Annotated in this window: 15 protein-coding genes; 12 read left to right on the top strand and 3 right to left on the bottom strand. The window is 68.5% G+C overall.

Annotated elements, in window-relative coordinates; genetic code table 11:
* A partial coding sequence (locus KAH28_RS10460) for a hydantoinase/oxoprolinase N-terminal domain-containing protein (protein ID WP_290576358.1) occupies nucleotides 1–468 on the bottom strand: 468 nt, incomplete at its 3' end.
* Between the two features lie 80 nt (nucleotides 469–548).
* Between KAH28_RS10460 and KAH28_RS10465 the strand changes: the two genes are divergently transcribed.
* Nucleotides 549–1,001, top strand: a complete 453-nt coding sequence (locus KAH28_RS10465; protein WP_290576360.1) for a thioesterase family protein — start codon at nucleotides 549–551, stop codon at nucleotides 999–1,001.
* Nucleotides 1,002–1,031: 30 nt separating this feature from the next.
* Here KAH28_RS10465 and KAH28_RS10470 read toward each other — a convergent pair whose 3' ends face one another.
* Together KAH28_RS10470 and KAH28_RS10475 are read right to left on the bottom strand one after the other, a co-directional pair.
* Entirely contained in the window at nucleotides 1,032–2,009 is a 978-nt protein-coding gene (locus KAH28_RS10470) for a hypothetical protein (RefSeq protein ID WP_290576362.1), read from the bottom strand.
* Nucleotides 2,010–2,141: 132 nt separating this feature from the next.
* Nucleotides 2,142–2,651 (bottom strand): alpha/beta fold hydrolase, encoded by a 510-nt coding sequence (locus tag KAH28_RS10475; protein WP_290576364.1) that lies wholly within the window; start codon nucleotides 2,649–2,651, stop codon nucleotides 2,142–2,144.
* A 15-nt stretch (nucleotides 2,652–2,666) separates the two neighbouring features.
* On the opposite strand from KAH28_RS10475, the gene KAH28_RS10480 reads away from it, so the two are divergent.
* The 11 genes from KAH28_RS10480 (at nucleotide 2,667) to KAH28_RS10530 (ending at nucleotide 16,052) form a co-directional block, all read left to right on the top strand.
* Nucleotides 2,667–3,005 (top strand): hypothetical protein, encoded by a 339-nt coding sequence (locus tag KAH28_RS10480; protein WP_290576366.1) that lies wholly within the window; start codon nucleotides 2,667–2,669, stop codon nucleotides 3,003–3,005.
* A gap of 3 nt (nucleotides 3,006–3,008) precedes the next feature.
* Nucleotides 3,009–3,314 (top strand): hypothetical protein, encoded by a 306-nt coding sequence (locus KAH28_RS10485; RefSeq protein WP_290576368.1) that lies wholly within the window; start codon nucleotides 3,009–3,011, stop codon nucleotides 3,312–3,314.
* Nucleotides 3,311–3,898, top strand: coding sequence for an NADPH-dependent FMN reductase (locus KAH28_RS10490; RefSeq protein ID WP_290576370.1), 588 nt, complete (start codon nucleotides 3,311–3,313; stop codon nucleotides 3,896–3,898). Before KAH28_RS10485 ends, KAH28_RS10490 begins: the two co-directional genes overlap by 4 nt.
* Nucleotides 3,898–5,286 carry a hypothetical protein gene (locus KAH28_RS10495; protein ID WP_290576372.1) on the top strand — a complete coding sequence of 463 codons (1,389 nt, stop codon included), beginning with the start codon at nucleotides 3,898–3,900 and terminating at the stop codon, nucleotides 5,284–5,286. The genes KAH28_RS10490 and KAH28_RS10495 overlap by 1 nt, the downstream gene beginning before the upstream one ends.
* 72 nt (nucleotides 5,287–5,358) lie before the next feature.
* Nucleotides 5,359–6,480 (top strand): beta-ketoacyl-ACP synthase III, encoded by a 1,122-nt coding sequence (locus KAH28_RS10500; protein WP_366918170.1) that lies wholly within the window; start codon nucleotides 5,359–5,361, stop codon nucleotides 6,478–6,480.
* Nucleotides 6,481–6,493: 13 nt separating this feature from the next.
* The gene (gene pepN / locus KAH28_RS10505) at nucleotides 6,494–9,094 is read left to right on the top strand and encodes an aminopeptidase N (protein WP_290576376.1); all 2,601 of its coding nucleotides are present in this window, start codon (nucleotides 6,494–6,496) and stop codon (nucleotides 9,092–9,094) included.
* An 84-nt stretch (nucleotides 9,095–9,178) separates the two neighbouring features.
* The gene (gene phoB / locus KAH28_RS10510; protein WP_290576378.1) at nucleotides 9,179–9,877 is read left to right on the top strand and encodes a phosphate regulon transcriptional regulator PhoB; all 699 of its coding nucleotides are present in this window, start codon (nucleotides 9,179–9,181) and stop codon (nucleotides 9,875–9,877) included.
* 56 nt (nucleotides 9,878–9,933) lie between these two features.
* Nucleotides 9,934–11,271: a phosphate regulon sensor histidine kinase PhoR gene (gene phoR, locus KAH28_RS10515; protein ID WP_290576380.1), complete on the top strand. Its 1,338-nt coding sequence runs from the start codon at nucleotides 9,934–9,936 to the stop codon at nucleotides 11,269–11,271.
* A gap of 100 nt (nucleotides 11,272–11,371) precedes the next feature.
* The gene (locus KAH28_RS10520) at nucleotides 11,372–12,514 is read left to right on the top strand and encodes a porin (protein WP_290576382.1); all 1,143 of its coding nucleotides are present in this window, start codon (nucleotides 11,372–11,374) and stop codon (nucleotides 12,512–12,514) included.
* Nucleotides 12,515–12,618: 104 nt separating this feature from the next.
* Entirely contained in the window at nucleotides 12,619–13,581 is a 963-nt protein-coding gene (locus KAH28_RS10525) for a phosphate ABC transporter substrate-binding protein PstS family protein (protein WP_290576384.1), read from the top strand.
* 173 nt (nucleotides 13,582–13,754) lie between these two features.
* Nucleotides 13,755–16,052: an ABC transporter permease subunit gene (locus KAH28_RS10530; protein WP_290576386.1), complete on the top strand. Its 2,298-nt coding sequence runs from the start codon at nucleotides 13,755–13,757 to the stop codon at nucleotides 16,050–16,052.
* The last annotated feature ends 6 nt before the right edge of the window (nucleotides 16,053–16,058 follow it).

Here is a 16,058-nt window from a genome sequence, read left to right on the forward strand (position 1 = left end):
GCGCAGCGCGTCCCGATCCAGGGGGGTGCATCGCGAACCGGTCGCGTCGACGCGCGCATCCACCCCGACCACCCGCGCGCACAGTCGGCGCCGCGGGGGAATGCGCAGCGCGAAGATGTCGTCGCGCGACTGGTCGCCGATGGCGAGCAGGTCCTCGAATCCCGCGCTGACCGCAAGCGCGCAGGGGGCGTGGCGGCCCTCCAGCAGCGCGTTGGTGGTCACCGTGGTGCCCAGGCGCAGCTCGGCGACCGTGCCTTCGGGGATGGCGGCGTCGCGGGCCAGGCCGACGAGGTCCCGGATGCCGGCGACCACCGCATCGTCGTAGCGATCGGGCGCGCTGCTCAGCAGCTTGTGATGGTGGCGGCCGCCGCCGGGCGAGATCGCCAGCAGATCCGTGAACGTGCCGCCGCGGTCGGCGTGGATCGTCCAGCCGGTGGCGCGCTTGCCGCTGTCGAATGCACCCTGCATGGCGCAACGTTAGCGCGAGACCGTCGCGCCCGTCGCGGGACCTGCATGCCCGCGACGATTGCCTGACGCATACTGCCCGGATGGACGAGCAAGCAGCTTCGCTGGACTGGCCGGTGGTCGACCCGTTCTGCATCCGGGTGACCGTGGCCGGGGCCGACACCGACGACTTCGAGCACACCAACAATGTCTGCTATCTCCGGTGGCTGGAGCGGTGCGCCTGGGCGCATACCTGTGCCCTCGGTCTGGACATGGATGCCTACCGCCGCATCGGTGCGGGCTGCGTGGCGCGCCGGCACGAGCTCGACTACATCGCGCCGAGCTTCGCCGGCGATGAGCTCGCGGTGGCCACCTGGATCGAGGAGAACGACGGCCGGGTCACCATGTGGCGCGGCTACCGGATCATCCGCATCGGCGACGGCCGGACCATCATGAACGCGCGCACGCAGTGGGCCTGCGTCGACATGGCGACCGGCCGGCCGCGCCGGCAGCCGGAAGCCTTTGTCGCGGCCTACGCACCGGCCACGCCGGCGTAGCAAGCGAACCGAGGGGGGAAGGGAAGGGGGTCAGTCCGCCTGTGCGGGCTCGGCCTCGCGCCGGGTGGGGGCCGCAGCGGAGGCAGCCCGGTCCTTGAGCTCGCGGAACTTGTCCGACACCTCGTCGAGCTTGGCTTCCCATTCGGGATCGGCCTGCTGGCCCTCGGTGACGCGGTCGAATACCTGCATCAGCGCCACCATGCCGAAGGGTTCGATGACGGCCTGCTTGATCGCCCACGCGAATACCACCGCCACCGCCAGCGTGACCGGACCGGCGCTGCCCGGGAACACCGCCACCAGCCCGGCCGCGGGCGCCAGCGCCAGCAGGAACACCAGGAAGGTCAGGCCCCAGACGAAGAAGGCGAGCCAGAACGCGTTCTTGAGGAACACCTTGTAGTTCTGCGCGTAGAGGATCAGCGCCGTGCGGCTGGACGCCCAGGGATTGTCCGACTGCGTGCGGATGTTGTAGCCGAGGATGACCTCGTCGAGATAGGTCAGCGACAGGCGCAGCACCGAGTTGAGGAACTTCACCAGTCCGCCCGATCCCGGAATCGGCAGCAGGCTGGCCACCGTGAAGAAGACGCGGTTGAACGCGTTGACCACGCCCTTGATGAGCTGGTCGACGGCGAACAGCGCCGAGGCCTCGGCGAAGCGCTCGCGCACGATCGCCTGCGCATGCGCGATCTGGGAACGACCGCCCGGCACCTCGCGGCCCTGCATGAGCTCGACGAGCACGGCGATGTGGCCGGCCTTGACCAGATAGAGCAGGTACTCGCGCAGCATGTAGACCACCGCCCCGACGATGCCGAAGCCGATCAGGCCGCCCCAGGCGCTGAAGCCGGCGGCGTTGTCGCCGATGCTCCCCACGACGTAGCCGGTGCCGGCACCGACGCCGGTGCCGATCACGTAGACGAGGGTGATGCCGAGATAGATCAGGAAACGGAAGGCGAGGAACGCGCTGGTCCGCGACAGCAGCGCAATGATCTCGCCGATCTGGAAATCCTTCATGTGCGTACCCGAACGCCGGCTGGCGGCGACCCTGAACGATGGCGATGCCCGGGATGGTGCAGGCAGATGCCGGATGCCGCCGTCACGCGAATGCGCGACAGGTGCCGTCACGGGGAGCGGCCGGGAGAAGCGTCAGCGCCGCGCCACGCGGTCGAGCAGCGCGCCGAAGTGCGCCGCAACATCGTCGAGGCACTCGTTGAGCGTGTGTCCGGCGTCGATCAGGTGCAGCGCGGCGTCGTGGGTGGCGCTGAACCGCTCCGCGACGGCAGGCGGCACGATGTCGTCGCCGGTGCCGTGGACCACGGTGCATGCTGCCGGGACGGCATCGGGTTCCCGGTCGTATCCGGGGAAATACAGCGCGGGCGCCATCAGGAAGAGGGCATCGGGGTGCAGCGCGGCGCACGCGTGGGCGGCGACATAGCCGCCCATGCTGGAGCCGGCGAGCACCAGCGGCGTGCCGCGGGGCCGCATCGCGACCAGTTCCCGGACGCGCTCGTCGGGATCCATGGTGTGCGTATAATCCGGAGAGATGACGGCAAATCCGCGCGCCCGGGCGTCTTCCGCCAGACGCGTGATCTTGATGCCCCACGGGCCGCTTTCCTTGCCGTGGTTGAAGCAGACGAGCGGTTCGCGGTCGTGCATGGGGGAGCGGTCCCGATGGCCAGAAAACGCGGTGAGAGCGGGCAGGACCCGAAGCGACCCAGTCTAGCCGCGCGACGCAGGGCACGTCGCGAGGGTGAGGAACCGCTGGAAGCGCGCGTGACGCTGCGGTTCCGCTTCGGCGAGGCGCCGGAGGACCGCGTCACCATGCTCGACGACCGCGCGATTCCGATGTTCGGGAGCGTGTTCCAGTATCGCGACCGCATCGTGCGCAGCTTCGCGATGCTGCTGCTGCGGGCCGGTGTCACGCAGCCCAAGGTGGTCGCCGAGATCGTGCCCGGAACGTTCTGGATGCTGCACAAGCGCCGGGCCGCCGGACAGGAAGAGGACCGATAGCGCGTGCTCCGCAGTCTGCAGATCCTCAATGCCGTGCTGCTGGCGTTCGGTGTGACCTTCACGGTCACCTTGGGCGTGGTGGCGATCCTCCTCGGCTTCTACGTGGACACCTATCCGCGCTACGCGGACACGCTGGCCGGCGTCATCCGGCTGGCGCTGCTTGCGCTGGTCCTGTCGGGTGGCGGGGCGCTCTGCTTTCAGTCGCTGCGCCGGCGCTGGCCGGGATGGCCCGCCTTTCAGGTCCTGGGGTGGGGCATCGCTTTCGTCATAATGACCGTTTGCATTCAAATGCTTGGAGCTGCATCTTGACGCAAATTCTATGTATAGCGGGATCGCTGCGCAGCGGCTCGTACAATGTCCGCCTCCTGGAGGCCGCGCAGGCGCTTGTTGCCGGTGCCGGCCATCAGCCGGTACCGATGGATGGCGACACGCTCCGCGCGCTGCCGTTGATGGATCAGGACCTCGAGGCACGCGAAGGGCTGCCGGACGCGGCGAAGCGGATCAAGCGGGCATTCGCCGGCGCCGACGGCGTGCTGATGGCGTGTCCGGAGTACAACGGCTCGATCACGCCGCTGCTCAAGAACGTCATCGACTGGACGTCGCGGCCCGATGACGACCATCCGGCATCGGCGTGCTTCGGCGGCAAGCCCATGGCGCTGATCGGAGCCTCGCCGGGCGGGCTCGGCGGACTGCGCGGCCTGCGCCATGTGCGCGAGATCCTGGGGAACCTGGGCGCCCTGGTGGTGCCGGCGCAGCTGGCGGTCGCGCGCGCCGGCGATGCGTTCCCCGGGGACGGCAGCGCCGTGCTCGGCGACGAGCGCCAGCAGCAGGCGCTGGCGGCGGTGGTCGACAACCTCCTGCACTGGGTGCGGGCGGCGCGCGGAGCCGCGTGATGGAACTGCCGCAACGCCACAATCCCTGGTCGGCGCTGCCCATCGCCGCCGGCATCGCCTGGATCGTGGCCGGCGCCGGCTGGGGGCTGCTGTTCACGGGACTGCCGGGGGCGCTGCTGGTCGCCGGCGGCGTGAGCCTGCTCCTGACCCCGGGCGACGACCGTCAGATCCGCATGATGGCGGTGGGCGGTGCGCTGGGCACGCTCCTAGGGCTTTTCTTCTGGGCCTTCGGTGATGGCGCCTTCATCGCCGCGCTGCTGTCGGCCGCGAGCTTCGTGCTCGCCGGGCGCGAAGGCCTGCGCCTAATGGCATCGGGCGACGGCATTCCCGCGCCGCCGCAGGAGCTCGCCACGTACGCCCGCGCGGCGCTGGACGAGGCGCTGCTGGGCTATTTCACCGGTACGGCCTCGGTTCCGAGCGGGCAGGACGCAGCCGAGTGCGTGGACGCGCTGAAGGCCCAGCGCGACGCGATACGGCGACTCGGGTTCGATCGGGATGTCAGCGAACTGCATCCGGCACCGGACGCACCCGAGCATGTGGAATGGCAGCCGCGGACCGTGATGGGACGCGACTTCCGGGCCCTGCATTTCGAGAGCGACTTCGTGGCGAATCCCGAGATTCCGGGTGCCGACCACTACATGGCGTACGAGCGCAACCGGCAGACCGCGGCATGGGTCTTCGAGCACGACGACGGCGACCGCCCCTGGCTGCTGTGCGTGCACGGCTACCGCATGGGGCATCCGCTGCTCGATTTCTCGCTGTTCCCTCCGCAGGTGCTGCACGAGAAGTACGGGCTCAACCTCCTGATGCCGGTGCTGCCTCTGCACGGGCCGCGCAGGGCGGGGCGCCGCACCGGCGACCAGTTCCTGGACGGCGACCTGCGCGACCTGTTCCACGCCGAATGCCAGGCGCTCTGGGATCTGCGCCGGCACCTCGCCTGGCTGCGGGCGCGCGGCGCGCGGCGCATCGGAGCGCTCGGCTTCTCGCTGGGCGGCTACAACGTCGCCCTGCTAAGCCAGTTCGAGCAGCTCGACTTCGTCGTCGCCGGCATTCCGGTGCCGGATCTCGCCGATGTGCTGTGGCCGAACCTGCCCGAGATCCACCAGCGCTACTTTCGCTCGCAGGGGATCGACAACGCTCTGCTCGGGGATGTGCTCGCACCGGTATCGCCGCTCGCACGCCCCTGCGCGCTCCCGAACGGCAGGCGCTTCGTGTTCGGCGGGCTGGCCGATCGCCTGGTGGTCCCCGCCGAGGTCGCGCGGCTGGCGGCGCACTGGAACGTCGATCCCACCTGGTACCCGGGCGGCCATGTCACCTTCCGCGGCTCGGGCGTGGCGACGCGCACGCTGCGCGCCGCCATGGAGGCAGCCGACTGGTCGCAGGCCTAGAAGACCCACTGTCGGGACGCGTCCGGCGCGCTACACTCGTCGCCTATTCGCAACATGACGGTCGGGAGAGGTATGGCGCAGTCGGTGGTGATCAGCGGAACCGGGCTCTACACACCGGAGCACGCCATCTCGAACGAGGAGCTCGTCGAGAGCTTCAACGCCTACGTGGCGCAGTTCAATGCCGAGCATGCGGATGCCATCGCCGATGGTTCGGTGGCACCGCTGCAGCCGTCTTCGGCCGAGTTCATCGAGAAGGCATCCGGCATCCGTTCCCGTTACGTCCTGGACCGGGAGGGCATCCTGGATCCGGCGCGCATGTGTCCGCGACTGCCCGTGCGCGGCAACGACGAGCCCTCGATCATGTGCGAGATCGGTCTGGCCGCATGCCGCGAGGCACTCGAGCAGGCCGGCATCGATGCCGGCGCGGTGGATGGCGTCATCGTGGCGTGCTCGAACATGCAGCGCCCGTATCCCGCCATCGCCGTCGAGCTGCAGGCCGCACTCGGCATCGACGGATGGGGCTATGACATGAACGTGGCCTGTGCCTCGGCAGCGTTCGGCATTCAGACGGCGGCCGACGCGGTGCGCTCCGGAAGTGCCCGCGCGGTCCTGGTGGTGAGCCCGGAGATCTGCAGCGGACATCTCAACTTCCGTGACCGCGACTCGCACTTCATCTTCGGCGATGCCGCGACCGCGGTACTGGTCGCGGCGAGCGACGCGCCGCAACCGGGCCAGTTCGAGGTCCTCGGAACCCGGCTGAAGACGCAGTTCTCGAACAACATCCGCAACAACTTCGGCTTTCTCAATCGCAGCGAGGCCGAGATGCGCAGCGAGGCCGATCGGCTCTTCGTGCAGAACGGGCGGAAGGTCTTCAAGGATGTGGTGCCGCTGGTCGCCGACCTCATCGGCGGTCATCTGCGCGACCTCGGCGTCGAGCCCGAGAGCGTGCGGCGCTTCTTTCTGCACCAGGCCAACCTGGGCATGAACGAGTACATCGCGCGGCGGGTGCTGGGCCGTGACGCCACGCGCGACGATGCGCCGGTGATCCTGGACGAGTACGCCAACACCAGTTCGGCTGGATCGGTCATCGCCTTCCACCGCCATCGAGACGATCTCGCGAGCGGCGACGTGGTCGTGCTCAGTGGCTTCGGTGCCGGCTATTCGGCCGGCAGTGTCGTGATGCGGCGGCACTGACCGGGGCAAGGGCATGGCAGGCGACAGCAGCCACCCGTCCGACGGCGCCGGCGCCACCATCCGCCGCACCGACTATCGTCCGCCCGACTACCTGATCGATGCCGTCGATCTCGATGTCCGGGTCGATACCGACACCGCGGTCACGGCGCACCTGACGATCCGCCGCAGCGACACGGCCGCCACCGATGCGCCCCTGGTGCTCGATGCGCGCGATCTCGCGCTCGACGAGGTCGCCATCGATGACGAAGCGGTGGCCGCGCAGCGGATTGCGCATCACGCCGGCGGGTTCACGGTGCACGACGTACCCGAGCGGTTCCGGCTCACCACGCGCTGCACCATCCGGCCGGAAGCCAACACCGCGCTCGAAGGCTTCTACGCCTCGGGACCGATGTACTGCACGCAGTGCGAAGCGCATGGGTTTTCGCGCATCACGCCCTTCATCGACCGGCCCGACGTGCTGTCGCGCTTCCGCGTCCGGCTCAGCGCCGACCGCGAGCGCTTTCCGGTGCTGCTCGCCAACGGCGACTGCGTGGAGCAGGGCGAGGACGGCGACGGTCGCCACTACGCGGTCTGGGCCGACCCCTTCGCCAAGCCCTGCTACCTGTTCGCGATGGTGGCCGGCGACCTGGCGCGGGTGCATGACCGCCATACCACCGGCTCGGGGCGCGAGATCGCGCTCGAGTTCTACGTCGACCACGGCAACGAGCATCTCGTCGGTCACGCGATGTCGGCGCTCAAGCAGGCCATGCGGTGGGACGAGGACACCTTCGGGCTGCACTACGACCTTGATACCTACATGGTCGTGGCCGCGCGCGCCTTCAACATGGGCGCGATGGAGAACAAGGGCCTCAACATCTTCAATGCGGCCTATGTGCTGGCGTCCCCGGAGACCGCGACCGACGCCACCTTCGAGGCCATCTCGGCGGTCATCGCGCACGAGTATTTCCACAACTACACCGGCAACCGGGTCACCTGCCGGGACTGGTTCCAGCTGTCGCTGAAGGAAGGGTTGACCGTCTACCGCGACCAGCGCTTCAGCGAGGATCTGCTCGGTGCCGATGTCCAGCGCATCGAGCAGGTGCGGGGGCTGCGTGCCATGCAGTTCCCCGAGGACGCCGGACCGACCGCGCATCCGGTGCGGCCGGATGCCTACAAGGAAGTCAACAACTTCTACACCGCGACCGTCTACGAGAAGGGCGCCGAGATCGTGCGCATGCTGCGCACGCGCATCGGCGAGGCGGCATTCCGTGCCGGCCTGCGCCGGTACCTGGAAGTGCACGACGGTTCGGCCGCCACCATCGAGGATTTCGTCGCGGCGCTCGCCGAAGCCGCCGGTGTCGATCTCGAGCCCTTCATGCGCTGGTACGCACAGGCAGGCACGCCGCGCCTGCAGCTCTCCCGGGAGTGGGACGCTGCGGCCGGCGTCACCGCCATCACGCTCCGCCAGTGGACGCCTCCGACGCCCGGTCAGCCCGACAAGCAGGCGCTGCCGGTCCCGCTGCGCATGGAGCTTCTGGACGGCGAGGGCCGTGCGATGGCGCTGCCGGAGCATCCCGCCCGCGTCGGCGACGACCTGCTGATGATGACGGACGAGACCCTGCGCATCGAGGTGCCGGGCGATGCACCGGTACTGCCGGTATGCCCGCTGGCCTTCTCGGCGCCGGTCATTCTCGAGGGGGACTACAGCGCGCTCGACCTGCAGCGGATCGCGGTGCAGTCCCACGACGCCTTCGCGCGCTGGGACGCCATCCAGCAGATGCATGCCCGGGCGCATGCCGGTCTGATGCGCGACGATGCGTCGGCGCTGGAGCCGTTGCTGGCCACGATGCAGCGGATCGCGGCGGCGCCGCCCGGGGACGATGCGCTGTGCGCACACCTGCTCGCGCCGCCGCGCGCGGCGTGGCTCTGGGAGCAGTATCCGGTGGTCGATCCCGCGCGATTCACGGCTGCCATGCGCGAGCAGAAGGCGGCCATCGGCCGCGCGCTGTGCGGCCCGTTCACGGTCTGGGCGCAGCGCAACCCCATCGCCGAAGGCCAGGCGGGAGCGCGTGCGCTGGCGAATACTGCGCTCGAGTACCTCGCGCTGCTGGAACCGGACGCCATCCTGGCGCTGGCCCGGCGCCGCGTCGATGGCGCGAACATGACCCTGACGATGGGGGCACTGCTCGCGCTGTCACAGACCCGGAGCAGCGAGTTCGCGCTCGCGTCGTCCGCGTTCTACCAGCATTGGCGGGAACATCCGCTGGTGCTCGACCGCTGGTTCGCGGTACGTGCCGGCGCTGCGCACACATCTCCCGAGCAGATCCGCGAACTGCTGGCGCACGAGGACTTCGACTGGCGCAACCCGAACCGGGTGCGCGCGGTGGCCGCGACCTTCGCGCGCGAGAACCTGGCGCATTTCCATACCGAGGCCGGTTACGCGCTGTATGCCGGGATCCTCGAGCGCCTCGACGGCAGCAATCCGCAGCTCGCGGCGCGCATGTGCCGTCCGCTGCTCGGCTTCGCGCGGCTCGCCGATCCCTGGTCGACGATGCAGCGCGAACGGGTGCGCGACCTGCGTGCCCGGGTGCGCTCGGTCGATGTGTGCGAGATGCTCGACGCCGCGCTGGCATGACCGCGCAGGCATGGCGCATGATGGCGGCTGTCACGGATTTGTCACGGGTTGTCAATAATCTTGCCGGCAGGCAATAAAGCTGTCATGACCGTGTCCGGAAAACGCATTCTTGTGGTCGAGGACGAGGCGGGCATCCGCGAGATGATCCGCTTCGCCCTGCAACGCGAGTCCTTCGAAGTCATCGAGGCCGGCGACGTGCCCGAGGCGCGCGTCTGCGTGGCCGACGGATGTCCCGACCTGATCCTGCTCGACTGGATGCTCCCCGGGACATCGGGCGTCGACTACGCCCGTGAGCTCAAGAGTGATCCCACCACGCGCGACATCCCGCTGATCATGGTGACCGCGCGCGCCGAGGAAGAGGACACCGTGCGCGGGCTCAACGTCGGAGCGGACGACTACATCACGAAGCCGTTCTCGTTCCCCGAGCTGGTGGCGCGCATCCAGGCCGTGCTGCGGCGCTCGCTGCCGGGCGGCGAAAGCGAGTGCATCCAGGTCTCCGGCCTGTCGGTGGATGCCGCCAGCCAGCGCGTGACCGCCGACGGCGATCCGGTACGACTCGGGCCGACCGAATACCGACTGCTGCACTTCTTCGCCAGCCACCCGGAGCGGGTCTACACCCGCGAGCAGGTACTCGATCGCGTCTGGGGCCACAACGTCTATGTCGAGGAGCGTACCGTCGACGTGCACATCCGGCGGCTGCGCAAGGCACTCGCGCCCTTCGGCTATGACGCGATGATCCAGACCGTGCGCGGTACCGGCTACCGCTTCTCCGAGAAGTTCTGAGGCGCCCGTTTCCCGTGTCCGACCAGGAACGCGGAGCGCGCGTGCGGGAAACCGACATGCGACGCGCGTGGCTGGTCGAGGTGCGACGCCTTGTGCTCACGCTCGTCGTCGGCTGGCTGAGCGGCGGGCTGTTCGAGGCGGCCCATCTGGGGACCGCCATCGCGCTGCTGCTGCTGGTGGGCTTCCATCTCCTGCAGCTCTACCGGCTGGCACGCTGGAGCATGCGGCCGCAGCAGTACGAGCTGCCCGAGTCGGCCGGCGTATGGGGCGAGATCTTCGAGGCGCTCTATGACACCCAGCGGCGCGCCAAGAAGCGCAAGCGCAAGCTGGCGTCGATACTCGGCGAGTTCCAGGCCTCGACGGCCGCACTGCCCGACGGCGCCATCGTGGTTTCGCCGCGCGGCAACATCGCCTGGTTCAACAGCGCCGCGCAGAGCCTGCTCGGGCTGCGGTCGCCCCAGGATATCGGTACCCGGGTCAACAATCTGATCCGCCATCCGTTGTTCACCAGCTACGTCGAGGGCGGCGAGTACGACGATGACGTGCAGCTGCCGTCGCCGATCGACCCGCAGTACACGCTGAGCGTGCGCCTCATTCCCTACGGCAACGGGCAGCGCCTGCTGATCGTGCGCGATGTCTCGGAGCACAAGCGGCTCGACCGCATGCGGCGCGACTTCGTGGCGAATGCGTCGCACGAGCTGCGCACACCGCTCACCGTCCTGTCCGGCTACATCGACATGATGCGACCGGAGGCGGAACGCCCGGACAACGCGCTGTCGGCGTGGGCGTCGCCGCTGGGGGAGATGCGACGTCAGCTCTCGCGCATGGAGTCGCTGATCGGCGATCTGCTCAAGCTCGCACGCCTGGAGAGCGACACACCGGCGCCGCGCGGCGATCCCGTCCGGATGCCCGACATCATCGCGGACGCGCTCGCGCAGGTGCGCCAGCTGTCCGCCGGGGCGCACACCATCACCGCCGAGGTCGACGAGTCGCTCGATCTGGCGGGGCGCGAGGCGGAGTTGCAGAGCGTGGTGGTCAATCTGCTGACCAATGCGGTGCGCTACACCCCGGAAGGCGGCCGCATCACCCTGGAGTGGGGCTCCGCGGAACGCGCGGGAAGCTGGCACCCGATCCTGCGCGTACGCGACACCGGCATCGGCATCGATGCCGACGCCATACCCCGCCTGACGGAGCGCTTCTATCGCGTCGACGTCGGCCGCTCGCGCGCCAGCGGCGGCACCGGACTGGGACTGGCCATCGTCAAGCACGCGCTCGAGCACCACGAAGCGCAGCTGGAAATCGAGAGCGCACCCGGTGAGGGGAGCACCTTCGCCTGCCATTTCCCGTCGTATCGGCTCTGCCGGCAAGAGGGCGATACCCGCAAGGTAGGCTAGGGGCCGCCAGTCAGGCGGCGAACTATTACAATTTCGTGACAGAACGGGCAGCGCGTAATGCGCCGTTCCGTTCCGCACACACACCGGGGAAAAGACGAGCATGAGAATCGGGGCCGCGGCGCTTTGCGCCGCCACGCTGTTGGGGATGCCGGCCATCGCGCCCGCAGTGACCATCGATACCGACGGACGCCTGGTGATTGCGGCCGACGACGGCACCTTCGCGGCCCGCATCAGCGGGCGTGTGCATGCCGACGCCAACTTCTACGGCAGCGATGTGGTCGATCACGAGTCCGGCGCCTTCATCCGGCGCGCGCGCATCGGGGTCAGTGGCTATGTCCGGAACTGGGACTACGCGATCACCTTCGACAACGCGACCGAATCGGCCGATCTCAAGGATGCCTACCTGGCCCGCGAGCTCGGGCCCGGCCGACTCGTCATCGGCCAGTTCAAGCAGTTTCAGGGTTTCGAGGAGCTCACCAGCTCGAACGAGATCACCTTCATCGAGCGCTCCCATGTCTCGAACGCGATGACCGCCCGCGCGATAGGCGTGGGGTACCACGGCATGCTCGGCCGCATCGGATACGCGGTGTCCGGGTACAACCTGCGCGAGGCGTCCGATGGCGGTACCCGCGCGACCGACGACGGCATCGGCTTCGTGGGGCGCCTGCACACCGCCCCCATCATGCGCGACGGTCGCGCGCTGCATCTCGGCGTCAGCTACGCGCACGAGCGCAGCAGCGACACCGGCGCCGGCATTCGCCTGCGCCCGGCGGGGCGTTCCGACGAAGGGCGCTTCACGCTGTTCGACATTCCCGGCGAACGCGCCGACGTCGGGCGGCTGAACCTGGAAGTCGCGGGCATCGTGGGGCCGTTCGCCGCGCAGGCCGAGTGGCTTACCGGCAGCGCCGACGGCGACAACGCGCCGTCGGACGATTTCTCGGCAGCCTACGCCCAGGTCAGCTACGCGCTGGGCGGCGGTACGCCGCGTCGCTACGATCCGCTCGCCGGCCGTATGCGGAACCCGCGGTCCGGCAGCGGCCTCGGCGCCTTCGAGCTCGCGTTGCGCTGGCAGCACGCGGAGCGGGACGATGTGCCGGGCGCCGAACTGCAGACCGTGGACGCGGGCGTCAACTACTACGTCAATGACAATGTTCGATTCATGCTCAACTACACCGCAGCGGACAATGACAGCAATGGCGATGCCCCCGACCTGGTCTCGCTCAGGGCGCAGTTGTCGTTCTGAGTCCGACGCGGCGTCCGGTGTCATCACGCTGTAACAGCGATGTCATGGAATACGCGCGCCGAGGCGTCGCACGGCGCTCGCACCCATCCAACGAGGAGTCCCAGATGATTCGCAACCTTGTCGCGGCCGTGGGTATCGCCGCCGCCGTCACCACGCCGGTCCTGGCCCAGGTCGACGAGAACCTGCCCGAGTACGAGCCGGTTTCCGGGGTTTCCGGCAGTGTGGTCAGCATCGGTTCGGACACCCTCAACAACCTGATGACGCTCTGGGCGGAGGAATTCTCCGAAATCTACCCGAGCGTCACCATCGAGATCCAGGGCGCGGGCTCGTCCACCGCGCCGCCCGCGCTCACCGAGGGCACGTCGAACTTCGGCCCGATGTCGCGCGAGATGAAGTCGTCGGAGGTCCAGGCCTTCGAGGAGCGCTACGGCTATCCGCCCACGAAGGTGGGTGTGGCGATCGATGCCCTGGCGGTCTACGTCAACAAGGACAATCCGGTCCAGTGCATGACCATCCCGGAAGTCGACGCCATCTTCTCGACCGGCCGCCGCTGCGGCCACCCCGAGGACATCACCCGCTGGGGGCAGATCGGTCTCGAAGGGGCATGGGAGAGCCGTGACTTCGCGCTGTACTCGCGCAATGCGGTCTCGGGGACCTACGGCTACTTCAAGGACAATGCCCTCTGCGGCGGCGACTACAAGGCGGGCATCAACGAGCAGCCCGGCTCCGCGTCGGTGGTGCAGGGCGTCACCGAGTCGATCAACGGCATCGGCTATTCCGGCATCGGCTACATCACTTCCGGCGTGAAGGCCGTGCCGCTGGCCCGCGAGAACGGCAGCGACTGCGTCGAAATCAATGCGGAGAGCGCGGCCACCGGCGAGTACCCGCTGGCGCGCCTGCTGATCGTCTATGTCAACAAGCACCCGAACGAGAAGCTCTCGCCGCTGGTCAAGGAATTCTTCCGGATGGTGCTGTCAAAGACCGGCCAGGAGATCGTTGCCAAGGACGGCTATGTGCCGCTGCCCGAGCCGGTTGCCGCCCGCATGCGGGAACAGCTCGGACTCTGACGATTGCGCAGCGGACTCCCGGCGATGCTGACATCATCGTGAGGCGATGACGCATTGCTCGAAAGCGGGCGCGGTCACGCCGTTGCAACGCCGTGGCGGTAGGCTGAACAGGGGATCGTGGGGCCGGTGTCGCCTTCGTGCGGGTATCGGCGCCCTCAACACAAGGGATGCGCGTGGCGCAACAGCAGACCAGTGACAGCAGGGCGGGCCCTCGCGGCCTGCCGCCCGCAGAAGTGCTCGCACGGCGCCGCCGGCGCCGACACGCGGTCGATTCGCTCGTCAAGTGGGTGATCCGGGCCGGCGGCGGCGCCGTGGTGGTCGCGCTCGGGCTCATCTTCGTCTACCTCTTCTCGGAGGTGCTGCCCATCATGCGCGGCAGCAGCATCGATGACCCACGCCAGTACGACCCGCCGGGTGCGGGCGGCGCTGCGTCGGAAACGCTGATGCTCGAGCGCTACGGCGATATCGGCACCCGCTTCGGGAATGACGGCCGGGTCGCGTTCTGGCGACTGGCCGATGGCTCCGTGCTCGACACGGTCACGGTCGGCCCCAATGGCGGCGATGCCCGCGTCACCGCCTTCGCCAGCGGCGAGCCGCGCACCCGGACCCATGTCTACGGCTTCGCCGATGGCAGCGCGCGGATCGTGGAGGACGCCTACGAACTGACCTTCCCCGGTGACGAACGCGTGCTCATTCCCGGATTGAAGCGCCCGTTCGGCGACACGGCGATCACGGTCGACCCGGAGGGCCGGGCACTCGAGCGCATCGCCGTGCAGCGTGGCTCCGGTGGTGCCAGCGGCGCCGTCGTGGCTGCGGTAACCGAGGATCAGCGACTGGTCGTGGCGCGCGTGCGCACCAAGCGCAGCTTCCTGGGGGGCGAGACCGAGGCCGAGACGACCAGTTTCGACGCCGGGCGTCTCGACCATCCGGTCTCCCAGCTGATGGTCAGCACCAATCTGTCGGACCTGATCGCGGCCACCGAGGATGGGCGGCTGCTGTACTACGACATCGATCCGCCCGGCGAGACGGCGCTGGTCGACGACGCCACCATCAAGGAAGGCGAAGTGTCGATCACCCGCACGAGCTTCCTGAACGGATCGCAGTCCTGGATCGTGGGCGGATCGGACGGCTCGGTGTCTCAGTGGACGCTGACGCGCGATGTCGACAATACCTTCCGACTGCGGCACATGCGCGACTTCGACGGCCATGACGCGCCGATCACGGCAATCGTCGCGGATCACGGCCGCCGCGGTTTCGCGACCGCCGACGTCGACGGTGTCCTCCAGTTGCATTACGCAACTTCGTCGCGCACGACCCTGCGCGAGGATGTGGCCGACAGCGCGATCATCGCGATGGCCATCTCGCCGGTGGACGATCAGCTCATGCTGGAGACCGAGGCCGGCAAGGTGGTGCTCTACGATCTGTGGTTCGAGCACCCGGACCTGTCCTTCTCTGCGCTGTGGACCAAGGTACTGTACGAGGGCCGCCAGGAGCCGGAGTACGTCTGGCAGGCATCGTCGGGCTCGAATACCTTCGAGCCGAAGATGTCGATGGTGCCGCTGACCATCGGCACCCTGAAGGCGGCGCTGTTCGCGATGCTGTTCGCCACGCCCATCGCCATCGCCGGTGCCATCTACACCGCTTACTTCATGAGCGGGCGCATGCGGCAGGCGGTCAAGCCGACGATCGAGCTTATGGAGGCGCTGCCCACCGTCATTCTCGGCTTCCTTGCCGGCCTCTGGCTGGCCCCCTTCGTGGAGGCCAACATCCCCATGGTGTTCATGCTGCTGGTCGGGCTGCCACTGGGCTTCCTGCTGGCGGCACTGGCCTGGCGGCAGCTTCCGGAGACCCTGCGCAACCGCGTACCGGACGGCTGGGAAGCGGCAATGCTCATCCCGGTGGTCGCACTGACCGGATGGGTGGCCGCGACCCTCAGCCCCTGGATGGAGCTGTGGTTCTTTGGCGGCGACATGCGCCAGTGGTTCACCAACATCGGGATCACCTATGACCAGCGTAACGCGCTGGTGGTGGGCATTGCAATGGGCTTCGCGGTGATTCCCACCATCTTCTCGATCGCCGAGGACGCCGTTTTCACGGTTCCGCGCCACCTGACCCAGGGATCGCTCGCCCTGGGCGCATCGCGCTGGCAGACGGTGACGCGCGTCGTGCTGCTCACCGCGAGCCCGGGCATCTTCTCGGCGGTCATGATCGGCTTCGGGCGCGCGGTCGGCGAGACCATGATCGTGCTGATGGCAACGGGCAACAGTCCGGTCGTCAACTTCAACATCTTCGAGGGCATGCGCACGATGTCGGCCAACATCGCCGTAGAGCTGCCCGAGACCGCCGTGGGCAGCACGCACTACCGCATCCTGTTCTTCGCGGCGCTGGTGCTCTTCCTGTTCACCTTCGTGGTGAACACCATCTCCGAGATCGTGCGGCAGCGCCTGCGCGAGCGCTACAGCAACCTCTAGGACCGT

The organism is Algiphilus sp., from assembly GCF_023145115.1.
Taxonomy (GTDB): Bacteria; Pseudomonadota; Gammaproteobacteria; order Nevskiales; family Nevskiaceae; genus Algiphilus.

Coding starts and splice junctions, on each gene's coding strand:
- KAH28_RS10465 (WP_290576360.1), top strand. CDS start 549: ATGGACGAGCAAGCAGCTTCGCTGGACTGGCCGGTGGTCGACCCGTTC.
- KAH28_RS10480 (WP_290576366.1), top strand. CDS start 2,667: ATGGCCAGAAAACGCGGTGAGAGCGGGCAGGACCCGAAGCGACCCAGT.
- phoR (WP_290576380.1), top strand. CDS start 9,934: ATGCGACGCGCGTGGCTGGTCGAGGTGCGACGCCTTGTGCTCACGCTC.
- pepN (WP_290576376.1), top strand. CDS start 6,494: ATGGCAGGCGACAGCAGCCACCCGTCCGACGGCGCCGGCGCCACCATC.
- KAH28_RS10525 (WP_290576384.1), top strand. CDS start 12,619: ATGATTCGCAACCTTGTCGCGGCCGTGGGTATCGCCGCCGCCGTCACC.
- KAH28_RS10520 (WP_290576382.1), top strand. CDS start 11,372: ATGAGAATCGGGGCCGCGGCGCTTTGCGCCGCCACGCTGTTGGGGATG.
- KAH28_RS10475 (WP_290576364.1), bottom strand. CDS start 2,651: ATGCACGACCGCGAACCGCTCGTCTGCTTCAACCACGGCAAGGAAAGC.
- KAH28_RS10500 (WP_366918170.1), top strand. CDS start 5,359: ATGGCGCAGTCGGTGGTGATCAGCGGAACCGGGCTCTACACACCGGAG.
- KAH28_RS10470 (WP_290576362.1), bottom strand. CDS start 2,009: ATGAAGGATTTCCAGATCGGCGAGATCATTGCGCTGCTGTCGCGGACC.
- phoB (WP_290576378.1), top strand. CDS start 9,179: ATGACCGTGTCCGGAAAACGCATTCTTGTGGTCGAGGACGAGGCGGGC.
- KAH28_RS10495 (WP_290576372.1), top strand. CDS start 3,898: ATGGAACTGCCGCAACGCCACAATCCCTGGTCGGCGCTGCCCATCGCC.